Below are 18311 nucleotides of genomic sequence, written 5' to 3'. Positions count from 1 at the left end.
GGGGCGGCGGGGGGGGGGGGCGGGGGGGGGGGGGCGGGGGGGGGGGGGGGGGCCCCCGGGGGGGGGGGGGGGGGGCGCCCCCGGGGGGGGGGGGGGGGGGGGGGGGGGGGGGGGGGGGGGGTTGGGGGGCGCCGGCCCCCCCGGGGCCCCCCCCTCCAGGATAACCCGACCGGGACCGGTCAGCCGGTGCCGACGAAAGCAGCCAGCAGCAGCCACACCACCGGTGCGGTGGGCAGCAGCGAGTCCAGCCGGTCCATGATGCCGCCGTGCCCCGGCAGCAGGGTGCCCATGTCCTTGATGCCAAGGTCCCTCTTGATCATCGACTCGCCCAGGTCGCCCAGGGTGGCGCTGACCGCGACCGCGAGGCCGAGCAGCAGGCCCTGCCACCAGGCTCCGCCGTCGATCAGGAACTCCATGCAGAGCGCGCCGGCGGCCATGGCGAAGGCCACCGCGCCGAACAGTCCCTCGCGGGTCTTCCCGGGGCTGATGCGCGGCGCGAGCTTGGTCTTCCCGAAGCGCCAGCCGACCGCGTAGGCCCCGGTGTCGCTGACCACGGTCAGGAGCAGGAAGGTGATCACGCGCTGCGGCCCGTCGTCTGCGGTGAGCAGCATCGCGACGAAGGTGGCCAGGAAGGGCACGTAGAAGGCCGCGAAGGCGCCCGCCGTGACGTCCTTGAGGTAGTCCTCGGGGGGGTCGGTCATCCGCCAGACCAGGACGGCCAGCACGGTCAGCGCCATGGCTACCCAGGCGCCCTCGGCCCCCCGGACGTATCCGGCGATGACCATGGCCGCGCCGCCGACGGCGAGCGGGACCAGAGGGGCCTTGATGCCCTTCTTCTCCTGCAGCCGGGAGGTGAGCTCCCACAGGCCGACGACGACCGCGACGACGATCACGCCGACGAAGACGGCCTTGACGATCAGGAGCGAGGCGAAGATCACCGCACCGAGACCGACGCCCACCCCTATCGCGGCACGCAGATCCCGCCCCGCGCGCTTCTTCTGCGGCGGAGGGGAGGAGTCCTGCGGGTGCTCGGCATGCGGAGGCGGGGGGCTGGGCATGGGCTCCTGCGGCGGCGTATCGGCGCGGAAGGGGGAGCCGCCGCCCGGGGCGGCCCCCCGACCGCGTGCTTCCCGGTCGTCGAAGTCACGGCCGGCGGCATCGGGCACGATGGGCATGGGCCGAGTGTGCGGGCCCACCTGCGCATCGTATGCGGGACCCGCCGGAACCGGCTCCGGCTGCCAGGAAGAGTCGTTCATCAGACTTCGAGGAGCTCGGCTTCCTTGTGCTTGAGGAGCTCGTCCACCTGCGCGACGTACTTCGCGGTGGTGTCGTCGAGCTCCTTCTCCGCGCGACGGACCTCGTCCTCGCCCGCCTCCTTGTCCTTGACGAGCTTGTCGAGGGCGTCCTTCGCCTTGCGGCGGACGGAGCGGATGGAGACCTTGGAGTCCTCGGCCTTGTTCTTGGCGACCTTGATGTACTCCTTGCGGCGCTCCCCGGTCAGCTCGGGGAAGGTCACCCGGATGATGCGGCCGTCGTTGCTCGGGTTGACACCGAGGTCGGAGTCGCGGATGGCCTGCTCGATGTTGCGCAGCGCGGACGCGTCGAACGGCGTCACGATGGCCATGCGCGGCTCGGGAACCGCGAAGGAGGCGAGCTGGTTGATGGGCGTGATGGCGCCGTAGTAGTCGGCGACGATCTTGTTGAACATCGCCGGGTGCGCACGGCCGGTGCGGATCGCGGCGAAGTCCTCCTTCGCGACGACGACGGCCTTCTCCATCTTCTCCTCGGCCTCGAGGAGGATTTCTTCGATCACCACGTGCTCCTGCATGTCTTGAATGGATGGTTCAGGCGGGCGGGCGGGCCGGTTCGGGCCGCCCGGACCAGCAGCGAACTGCTCAGGCCCGGGTCTCTTCGTCGCTGACGAGCGTGCCGATCTTCTCACCCTTGACGGCGCGGGCGATATTGCCCTCGGCGAGCAGCTCGAAGACGAGGATGGGCAGCTTGTTGTCACGGCAGAGGGTGATCGCGGTGGCGTCGGCGACCTTGAGGTCGCGCGAGAGGACCTCGCCGTACTCCAGCGCGTCGAACTTCACCGCGTCCGGGTTCTTCTTCGGGTCGGAGTCGTAGACCCCGTCGACGCCGTTCTTACCCATGAGGAGGGCCTCGGCATCGATCTCCAGGGCGCGCTGGGCGGCCGTGGTGTCGGTGGAGAAGTAGGGCATGCCCATGCCGGCGCCGAAGATGACGACACGGCCCTTCTCCAGGTGGCGCACGGCGCGCAGCGGGATGTACGGCTCCGCGACCTGACCCATGGTGATGGCGGTCTGAACGCGGGAGTCGATGCCCTCCTTCTCCAGGAAGTCCTGGAGCGCGAGGCAGTTCATGACCGTGCCGAGCATGCCCATGTAGTCGGACCGGGCCCGGTCCATGCCGCGCTGCTGGAGCTCGGCGCCTCGGAAGAAATTGCCGCCGCCGATCACGACGGCGATCTCCGCGCCGTCGCGGACCACCGCGGCGATCTCACGCGCGATGGCGTGGACGACGTCGGGGTCGACGCCCAGTCCTCCGCCACCGGAGAAGGCCTCGCCCGACAGCTTCAGCATGAAGCGGCGGCCCTTCTTGAACTGGTCGCTCTTGTCGTCGGATGCGGTGTGGGGGTCCACGCCCTGATTCATGGAGATCTCCTCGTGCACATACGAAGAAGGCCATTGCCGGTGGGTCCTCGCGGTTCCCTCTACGGCAATGGCCTCCTCGTCAGATCTGCGGTCGTCTCGCGCAAGCGCGGACGACTGCTTCAGACCCTACCGGGGTCCGGTGTCCGTCGCGTACGGACGGACTCAGATGCCGACCTTGATGCGGGTGAAGCGCTTCAGGGTGACACCGGCCTCGTCCAGAACCTTCTGGACGGACTTCTTGTTGTCCAGGGCGTAGGCCTGGCCGAGCAGCGTGGCGTCCTTGAAGAAGCCGTTGACGCGACCCTCGACGATCTTCGCGATGGCAGCCTCGGGCTTGCCCTCCGCGCGGGTGACCTCTTCGGCGATGCGACGCTCGGACTCGACCTTGTCGGCCGGGACGTCCTCGGCGGACAGCCACTGCGGGGCGAACGCGGCGATGTGCTGCGCGATGCCGCGGGCGACCTCGGCGTTCTCCTTGTCGAGCTCGACCAGGACGCCGATCTGGAACGGCAGGTCGGGCATCGTGCGGTGCATGTACGCGGTCACGTAGCCGCCGGTGAACTGCGCGAAGCGGTCCAGGACGATCTTCTCGCCGAGGTTGGCGTTGGCCTCGTCGACGAAAGCGGTGACGGTCTTGCCGGGCTCGATCTCGGAGGCGAGCAGCGCCTCGATGTCGGCCGGGGAGGTCGCGGCGACGTGCGCGGCCAGCTGGTTGGCGACGGCCAGGAACTTCTCGCCCTTGGCGACGAAGTCGGTCTCGCACTTCAGCTCGACGATGACACCCGAGGTGTTGTCGTCGGCGATGAGGGAGACGACGGCACCGTTCTCGGCAGAACGGCCCTCGCGCTTGGCGACGCCCTTCTGGCCCTTGATGCGGAGGGCTTCCTGGGCCTTCTCGACGTCACCGTCGGCGTCCACGAGCGCGTTCTTGCAGTCCAGCATGCCGGCGCCGGTGAGCTCGCGGAGCTTCTTGACGTCAGCGGCGGTGTAGTTCGCCATGAGTCTGTGATTCTCTCTCGAAGTCGTAGATCTACGGGTGAACGGCGGAGGCGCCGCGCTCGTGGCGCGGCTCCCCCGCCGTCATCGTCCGTGCTGTGAGTGCCCGACGCGTGAACGCCGGGCGCTCTCAGTGGGTCAGGCCTGCTCGGCGTCGGCGGCCGGGGCCTCGGCAGCCGGGGCCTCGGCGGCCGGGGCGGCCTCAGCGGCGTCGTCGGCCTTCTTGTCACCCTCGAGCAGGTCGCGCTCCCACTCGGCGAGCGGCTCGGCGGCGGCCTTCTCGCCCGGCTTCGAGTCGCCGGTCGCAGCGCCGGAACGGGCGATGAGGCCCTCGGCGACGGCGTCGGCGATCACGCGGGTGAGCAGGGTGACGGAACGGATCGCGTCGTCGTTGCCCGGGATCTTGTAGTCGACCTCGTCGGGGTCGCAGTTGGTGTCGAGGATCGCGACGACCGGGATGTGCAGCTTGCGCGCCTCACCGACGGCGATGTGCTCCTTCTTGGTGTCGACGATCCAGACGGCGCTGGGAACCTTCGACATCTCGCGGATACCACCGAGGGTCTTCTCCAGCTTGGCCTTCTCGCGCGAGAGGACCAGGAGCTCCTTCTTGGTGAGACCCGAGGCGGCGACGTCCTCGAAGTCGATCGCCTCAAGCTCCTTCAGGCGCTGGAGGCGCTTGTAGACGGTGGAGAAGTTGGTGAGCATGCCACCCAGCCAGCGCTGGTTGACGTACGGCATGCCGACGCGCGTCGCCTGCTCGGCGATGGCCTCCTGGGCCTGCTTCTTGGTACCGACGAACATGATGGAGCCGCCGTGCGCGACGGTCTCCTTCACGAACTCGTAGGCGCGGTCGATGTACGACAGCGACTGCAGCAGGTCGATGATGTAGATGCCGTTGCGCTCCGTGAAGATGAAGCGCTTCATCTTCGGGTTCCAACGGCGGGTCTGGTGACCGAAGTGGACGCCGCTCTCCAGCAGCTCCCGCATCGTGACGACGGCCATGGCCATCTCCTTGGTTTCTCGGTTTGGTTCCTGACGCCCCACCGCGCCCTGCCCCCTTGAGGGGACCGAGAGACGCTGTCACCTGGCCGTTTCGGGCTGGTGCCGGGGCGTGCGAAGTCGACCCGGTGACCCGGATCGCCACAAGAAGTGTACGGGACCCGGCGGTATGCCGGGTGACGCCGTTGTCCACAGTGCCCGGACCGTCCACAGGCCGACCCGCCGCCCGGGCGGGTTGCGGGACGCTGCGGTGCATGACGACCCTGCTGCTCAGCCTGCTCCTGGCCCTGTCCCCGCTCCCGCCGGCCGCCCCCGCGGCCCGCCCGCTGCCCGCGCCGCTGTCGGTGCTGCGCTGGTGGGATCCGCCGCCGACCCCGTACGCGGCCGGCCACCGCGGGGTGGACCTGGCGGCGCCGGTGGGTGCGCGGCTGCGGGCGGTCACCGCCGGCCGGGTCCACCACGCGGGACAGGTCGCGGGCCGCGGGGTGCTCTCGCTGGCGTTGCCGGGCGGCCTGCGCACGACCTACGAGCCGGTCCGGCCGCTGGTCGCGGAGGGTGAGCAGGTCACGGCCGGGCAGGTGGTGGCGGTCCTTACGGAAGGGTCCCACTGTCCTGGGCCGTGCCTGCACTGGGGCCTGCTGGCGGGCGAGGTCTACCTCAACCCGCTGACGCTGCTGTCCCGGCCCACGCCACGCCTGCTACCGGGAGCGGCTCAGCCCCGGACGCCCCGCAGGGCGATGGCCAGGGCCGTCTCCGTGATGACCTCGGGATCCTCGGCGGCGCCCAGCTCGATGCGGCGCACGGCCGCGTCCACGACCCCCTGGAGCAGCATCGCGGCCAGCCTCGGCTGCTCCTGCCCCAGGGCGGCCAGCGCCTCGACGATCATCGCGATCAGCCCGCCGTGCGCGGCGCGGATCTTCTCCCGGGCTCCGGCGTCCAGCTCGCTGGCCGAGATCGCCACGACCGCCCGGTGCCGGCGGTCCCCCACCAGGCCCAGCTGGCTGCGCACGTAGGCCTCGACCTTCGCCTCCGGCGTGCCGGCCCGCTCCATCGCCGCCTCGATCTCGGCGGCCCACACGGGGAAGTCCACGGCGCACAGCTCTTCGACCACGGCCGCGCGGGAGCGGAAGTACTCGTACACGGAGGACCGGGCGAGCCCGGTCCGCTCCGCCAGGGCGGGGAAGGTCAGTGCCTCCGTACCGCCTTCGGACAGCAGGGAACGCGCGGCGTCCAAGAGGGCGCCGCGCTGCATCGACCGGTGCTCGGCCACGGAGGCCGCTCGAATCCTGGGCACACGTCCACTCTACGGAGGTACGGCGGGCTCACCGCCCCACATCCGCCAACTTCGCGCGCAGTTGCAGCACGGACTTGGTGTGGATCTGGCTGACCCGGCTCTCGGTGACGCCCAGCACGTTGCCGATCTCGGCCAGGGTGAGTCCCTCGTAGTAGTAGAGGGTCACCACGGTCTTCTCCCGCTCGGGCAGCGTGTTGACGGCCCGTGCCAGCAGGCGCCGCAGTTCGCGGTCCTCGGCCACCTCGACCGGGTCGTCGGCGGCGGTGTCCTCCAGCGTGTCCATGAGCGAGAGGCGGTCGCCTCCCTCCCCGCCGACGTGCAGCAGTTCCTCCAGGGCCACCACGTTCGCCAGGGACAGCTGGCTGAAGACGGCGTGGAGGTCCTCCACACCGATCCCCATCTCCCCGGCGACCTCGGCCTCCGTCGGGGTGCGCCGCAGCTGGGCCTCCAGCGTGGCGTAGGCCCGCTCCACGGCCCGCGCCTTCTGTCGTACCGAGCGGGGGATCCAGTCCAGTGCCCGCAGTTCGTCGATCATCGCGCCGCGGATCCGAGTGATCGCGTACGTCTCGAACTTGATCGAGCGGTCGATGTCGAACTTCTCGATGGCGTCGATCAGCCCGAAGACCCCGGAGGAGACGAAGTCGGCCTGCTCCACGTTGGCCGGCAGGCCCACGCTGACGCGGCCGGCCACGTACTTCACCAGGGGCGAGTAGTGCAGGATCAGCTGCTCCCGCAGTCGTTCGTCACCCGAGTCCTTATACGAGCGCCACAGCCCCTCCAAGGACGAGGGCGCGGTGGACCGCACGCTGCCGCGGGCAGCGGGGGGCACCGCAGCGCGGTCGGACCCTGAGGTGTGCTGGGGCATGCGTCGCCTTTGCCGGAGCCGGATTCCTTGGGAGCGTAGCGTGACGGAAGAGTCGCGGTGCGCGAAGAGTACGGGATGGCGCGGGGGCCGGAGGGCGGCCCGGCTCGCGCGGGCGCCCCGGGACCGGCGCCTCGCGCACGGTCCCGGCGACCGCCACCGGGAGGACCGCGTCTGTCATCGCTTTCACTCTTTCACCGGAAGTGCCCAGGTCAACGAGCGCCTCGCCGTGGGACCGCGGATTGTGTGCCCTCTCCAGCGGTTCGTCCGGCCAACCGCCAGCCGTCGCCCTGCCGTTCGACGAACCCCAGAGAGTGAAGTTCGTACAGTCTGCCGATGACTTCATCGGTGCCGACGCCCGCGGCGAGTGCCAGCTCGGCCGCGGCCGCCGCGCGGCCGGCCGGGAGCGCTTCGAGCACGCGGGCCGTGTCCCGGTCCAGCAGGTCGCGGGCAAGCACCGGGCCGCGCCGATCAGGCGCCAGCTCCCCCATGGAGCCGACGAGTTCGACGACCTCCGCTGCGTCGGTGACCAGCAGGCCCTCTCCCCTCAGCAGCTCGTGCACACCGGCCGAGAGCCCGCTGGTGGCGGGTCCGGGGACACCCATGGTGAACCGCCCGAGCCGCTGGGCCCGCCGGGCGGTCACCAACGAACCGCTGCGGTGTGCGGCCTCCACCACGACGGTGCCGCGGGTGAGGGCGGCGATGACCCGGTTACGCAGGACGAACCGGCTGGGCGTGGGGTGGCTGCCGGGCGGCAACTCCCCCACGACCAGACCCTGGCCGGCGATCCGGCCGAGGAGCCCGCTGTGCCCGCGGGGATAGGCGACGTCCACCCCGCAGGCGAGCACCGCCGCCGTCGCGCCGCTGGAGGCGAGGGCTCCGCGGTGGGCGGCGCCGTCGATGCCGAAGGCCGCGCCGGAGACCACGACCCAGCCCCGCTCGGCGAGCCCGGCGGCCAGCGTCTGCGCCATGTGCGCGCCGTACGGGGTGCAGGCCCTGGCCCCGACCACGGCCACCGAACGCAGCGCCCAGGTGCGCAGGTTCGGCCGGCCCCGCAGCCACAGCCCGACGGGCCTTTCGTCCCCCAGGTCGTCCAACTGCGTCGGCCACTCCGCCGCACCGGGGAACACGAAGCGGGCCCCTGCCCGGGCGGCCAGCTCCAGGTCCCGCCGGGGGTCGGCCAGCGCCGCGCGCCTGCGGTATGCCGCGAGCCGCTGCGGACCCACCCCGGACGGCGGATGCCCCCACTGCGCCTCCGGCCCCGTCAGCAGCCGGAGCAGCCCCGCCGCGCCGTGCTCCCGGATCCAGCGCCCGCCGTGCGCGTCCCCGGGCTCCAGCACACGGGTCAGCGCCGCGCGGGCCAGCGACTCCTCCTCGGTGCCGGTCATGTTCCGGCCCCCGTCAGCGACATGGCCCCGCGGGAGATGCCGGTGCGCAGTTCCAGCGCCACGGCCACGTCCGGCGCCTCGGGCCGGTCCCGCCCCCGCAGGTCGGCGACGGTCCAGGCGACCCGCAGGACCCGGTCCAGCCCGCGTGCGGTCAGCAGCCCCCGCTCCAGCTCCCGCTCGGCCTGCGCCGGCGCCCCCGGGGCAGCCCGCCAACGGGTCCTCAACTCGGTTCCGGGCACTTCCGAGTTGAGCCGCCACGGGGTGCCGGCGAGGCGGGCCCCGGCGCGCTCCCGGGCTTCCCGCACCCGGTCGGCGACCGACTCGCTGGACTCCCCCCGGCCGCCCCGCCCCAGCAGGTCGCCGCGGGTCACCGGCTCGACCTCCACCCGCAGGTCGACGCGGTCCAGCAACGGCCCGGACAGCCGGGCCTGGTAGCGCCGGACCGCCGAGGGCGGGCACTCGCAACCCGCTCCCTGCCGGGTGTGCCTCCCGCACGGGCAGGGATTCGCCGCGAGCACCATCAGGAACCTGGCGGGCAGCCGTACCACGCCGGCGGCGCGCGCGACGACCACGTGCCCCGACTCCAGGGGCTGGCGCAGCGCATCCAGGGCCTTGCCGGGGAACTCCGCGGCCTCGTCCAGGAAGAGCACGCCCCGGTGGGCCAGGGAGACCGCGCCGGGCCTGGGCGTCCCGGTCCCACCGCCCACCAGGGACTGCATGGTCGCCGAGTGGTGCGGGGCGCAGTACGGCGGTCGGGAGACCAGCGGCTCGCCGGGCGGCAGGATTCCCGCGACCGAGTGGACGGCCGTGACCTCCAGGGAGTCCTGGCGGGTGAGCGGCGGCAGGATCCAGGGCAGTCGCTCGGCCAGCATCGTCTTGCCCGCGCCGGGGGGACCGGTGAGGAACAGGTGGTGCCCTCCGGCGGCCGCCACCTCAAGGGCTCGGCGCGCCGTGTGCTGCCCCGTCACATCGGCGAGGTCGGGGACGTCGGTGCAGTCGCCGCCGCGGCGGCCCCGGGCGAGACCGGTGCCCAGGCCCGCACCGGGAACGAGCAGTCCGGCCGACATCGGGTCCGGGCGGCCGGACGGGTCCCCGGGATCTTCCTCGGGCAGCTCGCCGCCGGTCAGGACGGCGATCAGCTGCCGCAGGCTGCGCACGCCGAGCACCGAGACGTCCGGCACGAGCGCGGCCTCGGCCGCGCACTGCAGCGGCACGACCACCTGCCGGTGGCCGGCCTCGGTCGCGGCGAGGACCGCCGGCAGGATCCCCCGGACCGGGCGCACCCGCCCGTCGAGTCCCAGCTCGCCGATCAGCACGAGGTCGGCGATGGCGGCAGGGTCGACCACCCCGGCGGCCCCGAGCACCGCGATCGCGACAGCCAGGTCGAACCCCGCACCGGCCTTCGGGACGGAGGCCGGGCTCAGCCCGACCGTGAGCTTCTTCTGCGGCCAGTCCGCTCCGGAGTTGACCACGGCCGCACGCACCCGGTCCCGGCTCTCGACGAGGGTCTTGTCCGGGAGCCCCACCAGCGTGAAGGCCGCTACTCCCGGCTCCAGGTCGGCCTGGACCTCGACCACCACGCCGTCGACGCCCACCAGGGCCACGGAGCAGGCCCGCGCGAACCCCATCAGGCCACCCCCCTGACGTGTTCCACCAGGGGCGCGCCTCGGCGCGGCAGCAGCACGCCCACGAGGTCGATGCGGACGCCGCCCGGCGGTGGTCCGCCGTGGTCGGCGAGCCACCTCCCCGCGAGCCGCCGCAACCGGTCCGCCTTCGCGGTCCGGACGGCGGCCATCGGATGCTCGAAACCGCCCGTGCGCCGGGTCTTGACCTCGCAGACGACGAGGGCGTCCCCGTCGCGCGCGACGATGTCGATCTCCCCGGCGCGGCAGCGCCAGTTCCGTGCGATCACGGTCATCCCGGCCTCGGTCAGCCGTCGTGCCGCGAGCTCCTCGCCGTACCGCCCCAGCGCCTGCCGTGCCGCGCTCTTCGCGTCCATCGGGCACCACCTCCGGCACCGACGGTCCCGCGTCCCCGCCCACCTTGTGGATCTTGGTGGACAACCCGGCGGCTGTGGACGCACCCGCCACCCTCCCGGGTGAACCGGATCAGCTCCCGGGCAGTTCGAGGTCGCTCTTGTTGAGCTCCTCGATGTTCACGTCCTTGAAGGTCAGCACCCGTACCTGCTTCACGAAGCGGGCCGGCCGGTACATGTCCCAGACCCAGGCATCGGCCATCGAGACCTCGAAGAACACCTCGCCCTGGACCGAGTGCACCTGCATCTCGTAGTCGTTGGTGAGGTAGAAACGGCGTTCGGTCTCGATCACATACTTGAACAGCCCGACGACGTCGCGGTACTCCCGATAGAGCTTCAGCTCCATCTCGGTCTCGTACTTTTCGAGGTCCTCGGCACTCATGGCATGTTCCCCTTCAGCCGTGCGTCCCCCTATTGTGCGCCAGCGCCGTGCGCCCCTAAACGATTTCCGGGGCCAGGGTCACCGGCTCACCCGGAGGACCGTCGTCGAGCAGCGTGCGGAGCAGCTCGGCGAGTCTGGTCGGGTACACCGTCTCACGTGCCGCGAGAAGTTCCTCGGAGGTCCACCACCTGGCTCCGGTGACGCTGCGCCGCTCCAGCTCGGTGAGACCGCCCATCCGGATCGCGGTCCGGGTCGTCCGGGCCAGGAAGTACCACTCGTCCTGCTCCCAGCGCCGGCCGTCGAAGGGGAAGGAGCAGAAGCGGTGCCACAGCACCGGGCCCAGCTCCACCTCGGTGATCCCGGTCTCCTCCGCCAGTTCGCGCAGCGCGGCCTGCGCCCGGGTCTCGGTCCCCTCCAGTCCGCCGCCCGGGGTGAACCACCAGTCGTCGGAGGGGTCGGCCGGTTCGAAGCCGTGCAGCAGCAGGATCCGGTCCGCCGGATCCAGCAGGATCACCCGGGACACCTGGCGAGGGCGACGGCCGACGGCCGGTTCAGGCGGCACCGGCCCGCTCCCGCCGCCCACGCCCCAGGAACCGTACGAGGGGCCCGTACGCCGCCCCGAGCACCACCAGGGCCGCCCCGGTGACCACGGCCGCCGCCTGGAGCCGCAGCGGCCCGTGGCCCGAGATCCCGCCGGGCAGGGCCGCGTACGTCTTCGGCCGCTCCAGCATCGCCACGGACGGCCAGACCAGGGCGTCGACGCGGGCCGTGACGGCCGACCGGGGCACCGTTCCCTGCCCGGCCTCCTGGAGGTGGGCCCGCGAGTCCAGCGAGGCCGCGCGCCGGTCGCCCAGGAGGAAGAGGTTCCCCTCGGGAACCGTCACCTCGAAGGGGGTCCCGGCGGGGGGCACCTGGCCGGGCGGCATGGCCAGGCCCGTGTCCGGCCGGCTGGTGTCGGCGTAGGACTCGTCCAGCGCGGTGCCGTTCACGGTCAGCTCGCCGCCCGGGCCGCAGCACTTCACGGTGTCGCCGCCCACGCCGACGACCCGCTTGACCATGGGCAGATCACTCCACGTCGAATCGTTGAAGACGACCACGTCCCCGCGGCGCACCTCGGCGCCGCCGACGCGCTGCGCCAGCACCCGGTCGCCCGGGCTCACCGTCGGCATCATCGAGTCGGTCGGAACCGTGTAGGGCCGGTAGACGAACGCCCCCCACACGAAGCCGCCGAGGAAGAGCACGAAGCCGACGGCCACGACGATCCCGGACAGCACGTTCCCGGGACCGCCGCGGCCGTCCTTGCCACCGCGTATCGCTTCTGTTCCGCCCATTGCAGCGCCCCCACATCGGGATCGTCGACCTGGGCGCACCCTACCCGTCGGTACGGCCGCCGGTCAGCTTCCTGCGGCGCCACATCACGACCGGAACCGCTCCGGCGAGCCCCAGCGCGGCCGGGCCGAGCCCGACCGGCGCCAGTCCGGCGGCCCCGAGGCCGAGCGCGGTGGCCGCGGCCTGGTTGCCGATGCCCGGCTGGTCGAAGGTGTCCGGGACCGGCAGGGTGGACCAGCGGGTGACCGGCCACGCGATCACGACGGCCCGGCCGACGACCTTGTCGACCGGCACGAAGCCCCCGGTGGAGTCCTGCATGTGGTAACGGGAGTCCTGGGAGTTCTGCCGGTGGTCGCCCATCACCCAGATCTTGCCCTCGGGCACCTTGAGCGGCCCGAAGGGGGCGTCGTCGCACGGGGTGTTTCCGGGGTAGATGTACGGCTCGTCGAGCGCCTTGCCGTTGACGACGACCGGTCCGCCCTTCTTGCACTCGACCGTGTCGCCGCCGATGGCGATGGTGCGCTTGATCAGGTTCTTCTCGGAGGCGTCCGGCATCAGGCCGATCTTGCTGAGGATCTGCTGCGCGAGGTTCGGCTCCGGAGTGGGCTCGCCCGAGAGCCAGTCCGCCGGGTCGTGGAAGACCACGACCTCGCCGCGCTCCGGCTCGGAGCCGAACCACGGGGTGAGCTTGTCGACCAGCACGCGGTCCCCGCGCTGCAGGGTGTCCTGCATCGAGTCGGAGGGGATCGAGAACGCCTGGACCAGGAAGGTCTTGATCAGCAGGGCCAGCAGCAGGGCGATGCCGATGAGGAGCGGCAGCTCCTTCCAGAAGGAGCGCTGCGGGTTCTCCAGAGCACCGTCCGCGTCGGCCTCGCGCGCGACGGCGTCGTCCGGCCGCTCCTCGCCCTCGTCGCGTCCGGACCGCGCGCCTACCGCCACGTCCCCCACATCCACTCCTCACTCACGTTCGCCGCCCGCGCCGAACCGGACACGGGCCCTCCCCTCCCTTAACGAGCGGGAGTTCCCTAGGGCTCGGGAGACCGAGGACACACTATGCGAACGGCGTGCCGGCACGGCGCCGTCTGCGACCGCGTCTCTCACGGCGTGCCTGATCGGGCACCATGCGGAAGGTCGCGGGCTGCTCCAGACGGGTCCAGTGTCCGAAGGGCCAGGCGATCACCACGGCCTCTCCCACCACCCCCTTCTCGTCGATGGTGCCCTCGAAGGCCTCGTCCAGGTGGAAGCGGGAATCGGCCGAATTCGCTCGGTGGTCGCCCATCACGAAAAGCCGTCCGGCCGGCACCCGTACCTCGAAGGGGATGTCGGAGGGGGAGTTGCCGGGGTTCACGTACGGCTCATCGAGCGGCGAGCCGTTGACGGTGACCCGGCCCCGCGCGTCGCAGCACTTGACGGTGTCGCCGCCGACGCCGATGACGCGCTTGATGAGATCTTGCTCGTCGGGCAGCAGGCCGATGAAGGTCAGGGTCTGCTTGATCTGCTTGACCACGATCGGGTCCTGGGCGGGCCGGGCGGCCTCGCCCTTGAGCCAGCCTCCGGGATCCTCGAACACGACGACGTCGCCGCGCTCGATCTTGGAGCCGAACCACGGGGTCAGCTTGTCCACGAGGACCCGGTCGCCGATCCGGATCGTCTGCTCCATCGAGCCCGACGGAATGAAGAAGGCCTGCACCAGGAAGGTCTTGAGGAGCAGCGCTATACACAGCGCCACCACCACGAGCAGCGGCAGTTCGCCCGCCCGGCGGGTGCGCCGGCGCCGCTTGACCCTGCGGGCCAGCCGGCGCCGTTCGGCCCGGCCGCCCTCCACCACGACCGGCTCCGGCTCCGGCTCGGGCTCGGGCCTGCGCTCGGGTCGGCCCTTGGGCCGTCCCCGGCTACCCATGGCCGCCGCCGACGGAACCCCACCGCGAAACCGGCCAGCCGATCCAGTCGACCCGCCCGATCACCTTCTCCACCGGCACCATCCCCCCGCCCGGTTCCCCCAGATGGTCCCGCGAGTCCCGGGACTGGGAACGATGATCGCCCATCACCCACAGGGTTCCCAGCGGCACGACGATCCGGAAGGGCACCTTCGAGGGAGCGTCCCCCGGGTACAGGTTCGGCTCGTCCAGCGGGACGCCGTTGACCGACACCCGGCCGGCCGCGTCGCAGCAGACCACGTCGTCACCGCCCACACCCACCACCCGCTTCACGAAGTCGGTGTCGGAGGGCTCCGCCAGCCCGAGCGCGGAGGCGGCCCCCCGGACCAGCTCACCGACCGGGCCGCCGCCTGCGGGCGCCCGTACAAAGGAGCCCGTGCCGTCGAACACCACCACGTCCCCGCGACGAGGCTGATCGCCGAAACGGTACGCCAGCTTGTTGACCAGCACCCGGTCGCCGACCTGGAGGGTGCGCTCCATGGAACGGCTCGGGATCAGGAAGGGCTGGACGACGAAGTTGCTGAGCAGCAGCAGGAAGACCGTGCAGATCGCACCGAGCGCCGCCGGCCGGCGCCAGCTCGGCCGGCGCCCGGCGGACCGGTCCGGGTCGGGCCCCGCCGAGGGCGCCCCGCCGGCCGTCCGGGAGAACGCAGAACGCGGCCACCCCTCCCCCTCGGAGGGGGAAGAGTGACCGCGCTGCGTGTGAGGTGCTTCGGTGTCCATCGGGGCGAGCCTATCCGGCCGCCGCCGGACACCGGAGGCGACCTTACTTGTCGCGCTTCTCCTTGATCTTCGCGGCCTTGCCGCGGAGCTCACGGAGGTAGTACAGCTTCGCACGGCGGACGTCACCGCGGGTGACGAGCTCGATCTTCTCGAAGATCGGGGAGTGGACCGGGAAGGTACGCTCCACGCCGACGCTGAAGGAGACCTTGCGAACGGTGAAGGTCTCGGAGACACCGGCGCCCTGGCGGCGGATGACGACACCCTTGAACTGCTGGATACGGGAGCGGTTGCCCTCGATCACGCGGACGTGCACGTTGATCGTGTCACCCGGGCGGAAGGCCGGGACGTCCGAGCGGAGCGCGGCGGCGTTGACGCCATCGAGCAGGTGAGACATGTTCTTCGTCTGCTTTCTTCGCACGACGCCACAGGTCGCCGGTGCGGGTTTCCGTAGAGAATTCGGGAGCCGTGCGTCTCGGCGGCCGACGGTCCCCCTGTGGCAGGGGCGTCCGGCGAGCACACAGCAGCCGCCTATTCTTCCACGGCCTGCGGCCTGCGCCAAAATCGGCCGTCCGGCGACGGCTGCCAGCCCAGGATGGAGAGGATCTCGCGGTCCTTCTTGTCGAAGGCCGAGGAATCGCACCGCTCGATCAGGTCGGGGCGGTTGCTCGCGGTCCGGCGGAAGGCCTCGTCCCGGCGCCACCGGGCGATCTTGCCGTGGTGGCCGCTGAGCAGCACGTCGGGGATGTCCCGGCCGCGCCAGACCGGCGGCTTGGTGTAAACGGGGCCCTCCAGCAGGTTCGCCATCTCGCCGGGCGCGAAGGAGTCGTCCCGGTGCGACTCGGCGTTGCCGAGCACGCCGGGCAGCAGCCGCGCCACGGCCTCGGTGACGACCAGGACGGCCGCCTCGCCGCCGGCCAGGACGTAGTCGCCGATGGAGACCTCGTAGACCGGCATGCGCGTGGCGTACTCGTCCATGACGCGGCGGTCGATGCCCTCGTAGCGGGCGGGCGTGAAGATCAGCCACGGCCGCCCGGAGAGCTCGACGGCCAGTTCCTGGGTGAACGGGCGGCCGCTGGGCGTGGGGACCACCATGACGGGGCCGTGCGCGCCCGCCTCGTAGCCGTCGGCCAGCGCCTCGTCCAGCGCCTCGCCCCACGGCCCGGTCTTCATGACCATGCCGGGCCCGCCGCCGTAGGGGGTGTCGTCGACCGTGTTGTGCCGGTCGTGGGTCCAGTCCCGCAGGTCGTGGACGTGCACGTCGAGCTGTCCGCGGGCGCGCGCCTTCCCGACGAGGGAGACGTTCAGCGGTTCCAGGTACTCGGGGAAGATCGTGACGACGTCGAGCCGCATCAGGCGTCGCCCTCGGAGCGCGCGGCCTCGGCGTCATGGGCGGAGGCGATCTCGGCGCGGTCGTCGATCAGCCCGGGCGGCGGGGTGATGACGCAGCGCTGCTCCTCCAGTTCGATCTCGGCGACGATCTCCTCGACGAAGGGGATCATCACCTCGGTGCCGTCGGGGCGCTCGACGATGAAGAGGTCCTGCGAGGGCAGGTGGGAGATCTCGGTGATCCGGCCGATCCCGGTGCCGTCTTCGAGCACCACGTCCAGGTCCATGAGCTGGTGGTCGTAGTACTCGTCCTCCTCCTCGGGCAGCTCCGCCGGGTCCACGTCGGCGATGAGGAGGGTGTTGCGCAGGGCCTCCGCGGCGGTGCGGTCCTTGACGCCGGCGAACCGCAGCATGAGCCGGCCGCTGTGCACCCGGCCCGTCTCGATGGTCAGCGGGCCCGCCGAAGCCGGTTCGGTGCGCAGCACGGCGCCGGGGCTGAGCCGCAGTTCCGGCTCGTCCGTGCGCACCTCGACGGTGACCTCACCCTTGATGCCGTGGGCGCGGCCGATCCGCGCGACTACCAGCTCCACTGTCTGTTGCCTCTCCTGTTCAGACGACGACGGGCCGGGGCGGGCACACGTGCCCTCCCCGGCCCGTGCCGGTGATTCAACTGCTCAGCGGACCTGGTCTACGTCGACGAGGTCGACGCGGATCCCCCGGCCGCCGATGGCGCCCACGACGGTGCGCAGGGCACGTGCGGTGCGGCCGTTGCGGCCGATCACCTTGCCGAGGTCGTCGGGATGGACCCGGACCTCGAGCACCTGCCCGCGGCGCAGGTTGCGCGAGGCGACCTGCACTTCATCGGGGTTGTCCACAATGCCCTTTACGAGGTGCTCAAGAGCCTCCTCGAGCATGCTCAGGCCTCGGTCGACTCGGCGGCGGCGTCAGCCTCGTCCGCCTTCTTGTCGGCCTTCTTCTTCTGCGTGATGGCCTCGCCCTTGCCCTCGCCGATGCCCTCGAGGGCCTTGGCGAACTCGTCGAAGGAACGACGCTTGTCTTCCTTCGTGGCCGGCTGCAGCAGCGGCGCGGGGGCCGGGAGGCCCTTGTGCGCCTGCCAGTCACCGGTGAGCTTCAGGATGGCCAGGACGGCCTCGGTCGGCTGGGCGCCGACGGAGAGCCAGTACTGGGCGCGCTCACCGTTGACCTCGATGCGCGACGGGTTGTAGGTCGGCTGGTAGATGCCGATCTCCTCGATCGCGCGGCCGTCCCGGCGGGTGCGGGCGTCGGCGACGACGATGCGGTAGTGGGGAGAGCGGATCTTACCGAGGCGCTTGAGCTTGATCTTGACTGCCACTGGAGTGGTGTCTCCTGAACTTGACGTGGTGGGGCACATGAGATGCCACGTGGGGTTGCGGTACTCGGGTGCCCGATGGACGCGTCAGCCGGAGGAGAGAGGGGTCCTATGCGACTGTCGAGTACAGCTAGCCATTGTGCCATACGCCTGCGGCGCGCTCGGCCGACGGGGAGGATCACTCCGGCCGGACGAGCCCGCACGTCACGGCCGGGCTGCGCGCGCCGGCCGCCCACAGCGTCAGGAGGCCGCCGCGACGGCGACTTCGGGGATGCGGAAGGGCTTCATGCAGCCGCCGCACACGATCGGTGCCTGGGCGAGCACGGAAGGGACCACCCGCACGTTGCGCCCGCAGTCGCAGACCGCCTTGACGCGCACGCCGCCGCCGGAGGAACCGTGCCGGGCGGCGGGCCCGCGGAAGCTGCGCTTGGTGTCGGCGGCGGTGGCGGCCGTGTGCGCCTTCAGCGCGCGCTGCAGCCGCTCCATGGTCGGGCGGTAGCGCCGCTTCGCCTCGGGATTGAGGGTGACCAGGGAGAAGCCGCTGCTGGGATGCGGCTCGTCGGAGTGGTCCAGCCCCATCTCCTCGGCGATCGCGAGGAACCGGCGGTTGTGGTAGCGGCCTGCGCGCGAGGTGTCGCGGACACCGCGGGCGGCCGCGATGCCGTGGACTGCCTCGTGCAGCAGTCGCTCGAAGGAGAGTTCGGCGCCGCAGGCGGACGACGACTCTCCGATCAGGGACTCGGGCGCGGCAAGGTCGGGCAGCTCGGGGTGGTACCGCTGAATGTCGGCCCACGCCTGCGCCAGCTCTGCGGCGAGAACAGGTGGTGTCGTGCTCACGTCGTGACAACGAGCCGGGGTGCCCGGGTGTTCCGATTCCGGGCCATTCCAAATTTTTTGCACGTACCAGTCAGTTCAGCCTCATGCGTCCCGACGAGGACGGGTGCGCCGAACCCAGGAGGAGTCGGTACGTAACGACGACCAGAAAGGCACCGGCCCCGGCGCGCGGCACCAGCC

Annotated in this window: 22 protein-coding genes and 1 pseudogene; 1 reads left to right on the top strand and 22 read right to left on the bottom strand. The window is 71.7% G+C overall.

Annotated elements, in window-relative coordinates; genetic code table 11:
* Positions 1-179: 179 nt before the first annotated feature.
* From ACFW2G_RS31105 to rpsB, 5 genes are all read right to left on the bottom strand, one after another.
* Complete coding sequence (locus tag ACFW2G_RS31105) at positions 180-1256, bottom strand: phosphatidate cytidylyltransferase (RefSeq protein ID WP_384583274.1); 1077 nt, start codon at positions 1254-1256, stop codon at positions 180-182.
* The gene (gene frr, locus ACFW2G_RS31100; protein WP_030028670.1) at positions 1256-1813 is read right to left on the bottom strand and encodes a ribosome recycling factor; all 558 of its coding nucleotides are present in this window, start codon (positions 1811-1813) and stop codon (positions 1256-1258) included. Before frr ends, ACFW2G_RS31105 begins: the two co-directional genes overlap by 1 nt.
* Positions 1814-1895: 82 nt before the next feature.
* Entirely contained in the window at positions 1896-2675 is a 780-nt protein-coding gene (gene pyrH, locus ACFW2G_RS31095) for a UMP kinase (RefSeq protein WP_037928730.1), read from the bottom strand.
* 162 nt (positions 2676-2837) lie between these two features.
* Positions 2838-3674, bottom strand: coding sequence for a translation elongation factor Ts (tsf, locus tag ACFW2G_RS31090; protein ID WP_037928386.1), 837 nt, complete (start codon positions 3672-3674; stop codon positions 2838-2840).
* Between the two features lie 135 nt (positions 3675-3809).
* Positions 3810-4673, bottom strand: a complete 864-nt coding sequence (gene rpsB / locus ACFW2G_RS31085; RefSeq protein ID WP_384449990.1) for a 30S ribosomal protein S2 — start codon at positions 4671-4673, stop codon at positions 3810-3812.
* 251 nt (positions 4674-4924) lie between these two features.
* On the opposite strand from rpsB, the pseudogene ACFW2G_RS31080 reads away from it, so the two are divergent.
* Positions 4925-5323 (top strand): annotated as a pseudogene (locus ACFW2G_RS31080) (M23 family metallopeptidase); the annotation flags it as partial.
* A 59-nt stretch (positions 5324-5382) separates the two neighbouring features.
* Here ACFW2G_RS31080 and ACFW2G_RS31075 read toward each other — a convergent pair.
* The 17 genes from ACFW2G_RS31075 to ACFW2G_RS30995 form a co-directional block, all read right to left on the bottom strand.
* Positions 5383-5940, bottom strand: coding sequence for a TetR/AcrR family transcriptional regulator (locus tag ACFW2G_RS31075; protein WP_037928381.1), 558 nt, complete (start codon positions 5938-5940; stop codon positions 5383-5385).
* A 52-nt stretch (positions 5941-5992) separates the two neighbouring features.
* Positions 5993-6829 carry an RNA polymerase sigma factor WhiG gene (gene whiG, locus ACFW2G_RS31070; RefSeq protein ID WP_037928379.1) on the bottom strand — a complete coding sequence of 279 codons (837 nt, stop codon included), beginning with the start codon at positions 6827-6829 and terminating at the stop codon, positions 5993-5995.
* A gap of 209 nt (positions 6830-7038) precedes the next feature.
* Entirely contained in the window at positions 7039-8214 is a 1176-nt protein-coding gene (gene dprA / locus ACFW2G_RS31065; RefSeq protein WP_384583271.1) for a DNA-processing protein DprA, read from the bottom strand.
* The gene (locus ACFW2G_RS31060) at positions 8211-9842 is read right to left on the bottom strand and encodes a YifB family Mg chelatase-like AAA ATPase (RefSeq protein WP_384583269.1); all 1632 of its coding nucleotides are present in this window, start codon (positions 9840-9842) and stop codon (positions 8211-8213) included. The genes dprA and ACFW2G_RS31060 overlap by 4 nt, the downstream gene beginning before the upstream one ends.
* Positions 9842-10213, bottom strand: a complete 372-nt coding sequence (locus ACFW2G_RS31055; protein WP_037928370.1) for a YraN family protein — start codon at positions 10211-10213, stop codon at positions 9842-9844. The genes ACFW2G_RS31060 and ACFW2G_RS31055 overlap by 1 nt, the downstream gene beginning before the upstream one ends.
* A 109-nt stretch (positions 10214-10322) precedes the next feature.
* Entirely contained in the window at positions 10323-10631 is a 309-nt protein-coding gene (locus ACFW2G_RS31050) for a DUF2469 domain-containing protein (RefSeq protein ID WP_005311352.1), read from the bottom strand.
* 55 nt (positions 10632-10686) lie between these two features.
* Positions 10687-11193 carry an NUDIX hydrolase gene (locus ACFW2G_RS31045; RefSeq protein ID WP_384449998.1) on the bottom strand — a complete coding sequence of 169 codons (507 nt, stop codon included), beginning with the start codon at positions 11191-11193 and terminating at the stop codon, positions 10687-10689.
* Positions 11183-11962, bottom strand: a complete 780-nt coding sequence (gene lepB / locus ACFW2G_RS31040; protein ID WP_384583266.1) for a signal peptidase I — start codon at positions 11960-11962, stop codon at positions 11183-11185. Before lepB (ACFW2G_RS31040) ends, ACFW2G_RS31045 begins: the two co-directional genes overlap by 11 nt.
* Positions 11963-12002: 40 nt before the next feature.
* Positions 12003-12899, bottom strand: coding sequence for a signal peptidase I (gene lepB, locus ACFW2G_RS31035; protein ID WP_078557034.1), 897 nt, complete (start codon positions 12897-12899; stop codon positions 12003-12005).
* A gap of 112 nt (positions 12900-13011) precedes the next feature.
* A complete protein-coding gene (lepB, locus tag ACFW2G_RS31030; RefSeq protein ID WP_384583263.1) occupies positions 13012-13860 on the bottom strand; it encodes a signal peptidase I in 849 nt (282 codons plus the stop codon).
* Entirely contained in the window at positions 13853-14620 is a 768-nt protein-coding gene (gene lepB / locus ACFW2G_RS31025; protein ID WP_384583260.1) for a signal peptidase I, read from the bottom strand. Before lepB (ACFW2G_RS31025) ends, lepB (ACFW2G_RS31030) begins: the two co-directional genes overlap by 8 nt.
* A 43-nt stretch (positions 14621-14663) precedes the next feature.
* Positions 14664-15014 carry a 50S ribosomal protein L19 gene (gene rplS, locus ACFW2G_RS31020; RefSeq protein ID WP_030823745.1) on the bottom strand — a complete coding sequence of 117 codons (351 nt, stop codon included), beginning with the start codon at positions 15012-15014 and terminating at the stop codon, positions 14664-14666.
* Positions 15015-15148: 134 nt separating this feature from the next.
* The gene (trmD, locus tag ACFW2G_RS31015; RefSeq protein ID WP_384456584.1) at positions 15149-15970 is read right to left on the bottom strand and encodes a tRNA (guanosine(37)-N1)-methyltransferase TrmD; all 822 of its coding nucleotides are present in this window, start codon (positions 15968-15970) and stop codon (positions 15149-15151) included.
* Entirely contained in the window at positions 15970-16536 is a 567-nt protein-coding gene (gene rimM / locus ACFW2G_RS31010; protein WP_384583257.1) for a ribosome maturation factor RimM, read from the bottom strand. The genes trmD and rimM overlap by 1 nt, the downstream gene beginning before the upstream one ends.
* Before the next feature lie 84 nt (positions 16537-16620).
* Entirely contained in the window at positions 16621-16860 is a 240-nt protein-coding gene (locus tag ACFW2G_RS31005; RefSeq protein WP_030011889.1) for an RNA-binding protein, read from the bottom strand.
* 2 nt (positions 16861-16862) lie between these two features.
* Entirely contained in the window at positions 16863-17300 is a 438-nt protein-coding gene (rpsP, locus tag ACFW2G_RS31000) for a 30S ribosomal protein S16 (RefSeq protein WP_031148712.1), read from the bottom strand.
* A gap of 237 nt (positions 17301-17537) precedes the next feature.
* Positions 17538-18134 (bottom strand): hypothetical protein, encoded by a 597-nt coding sequence (locus tag ACFW2G_RS30995; RefSeq protein ID WP_037928343.1) that lies wholly within the window; start codon positions 18132-18134, stop codon positions 17538-17540.
* Positions 18135-18311 lie beyond the last annotated feature (177 nt).

It is taken from the genome of Streptomyces sp. NPDC058880, from assembly GCF_042742535.1.
Lineage (GTDB): Bacteria > Actinomycetota > Actinomycetes > Streptomycetales > Streptomycetaceae > Streptomyces.
This window is presented reverse-complemented; position numbering and strand designations above follow the sequence as displayed.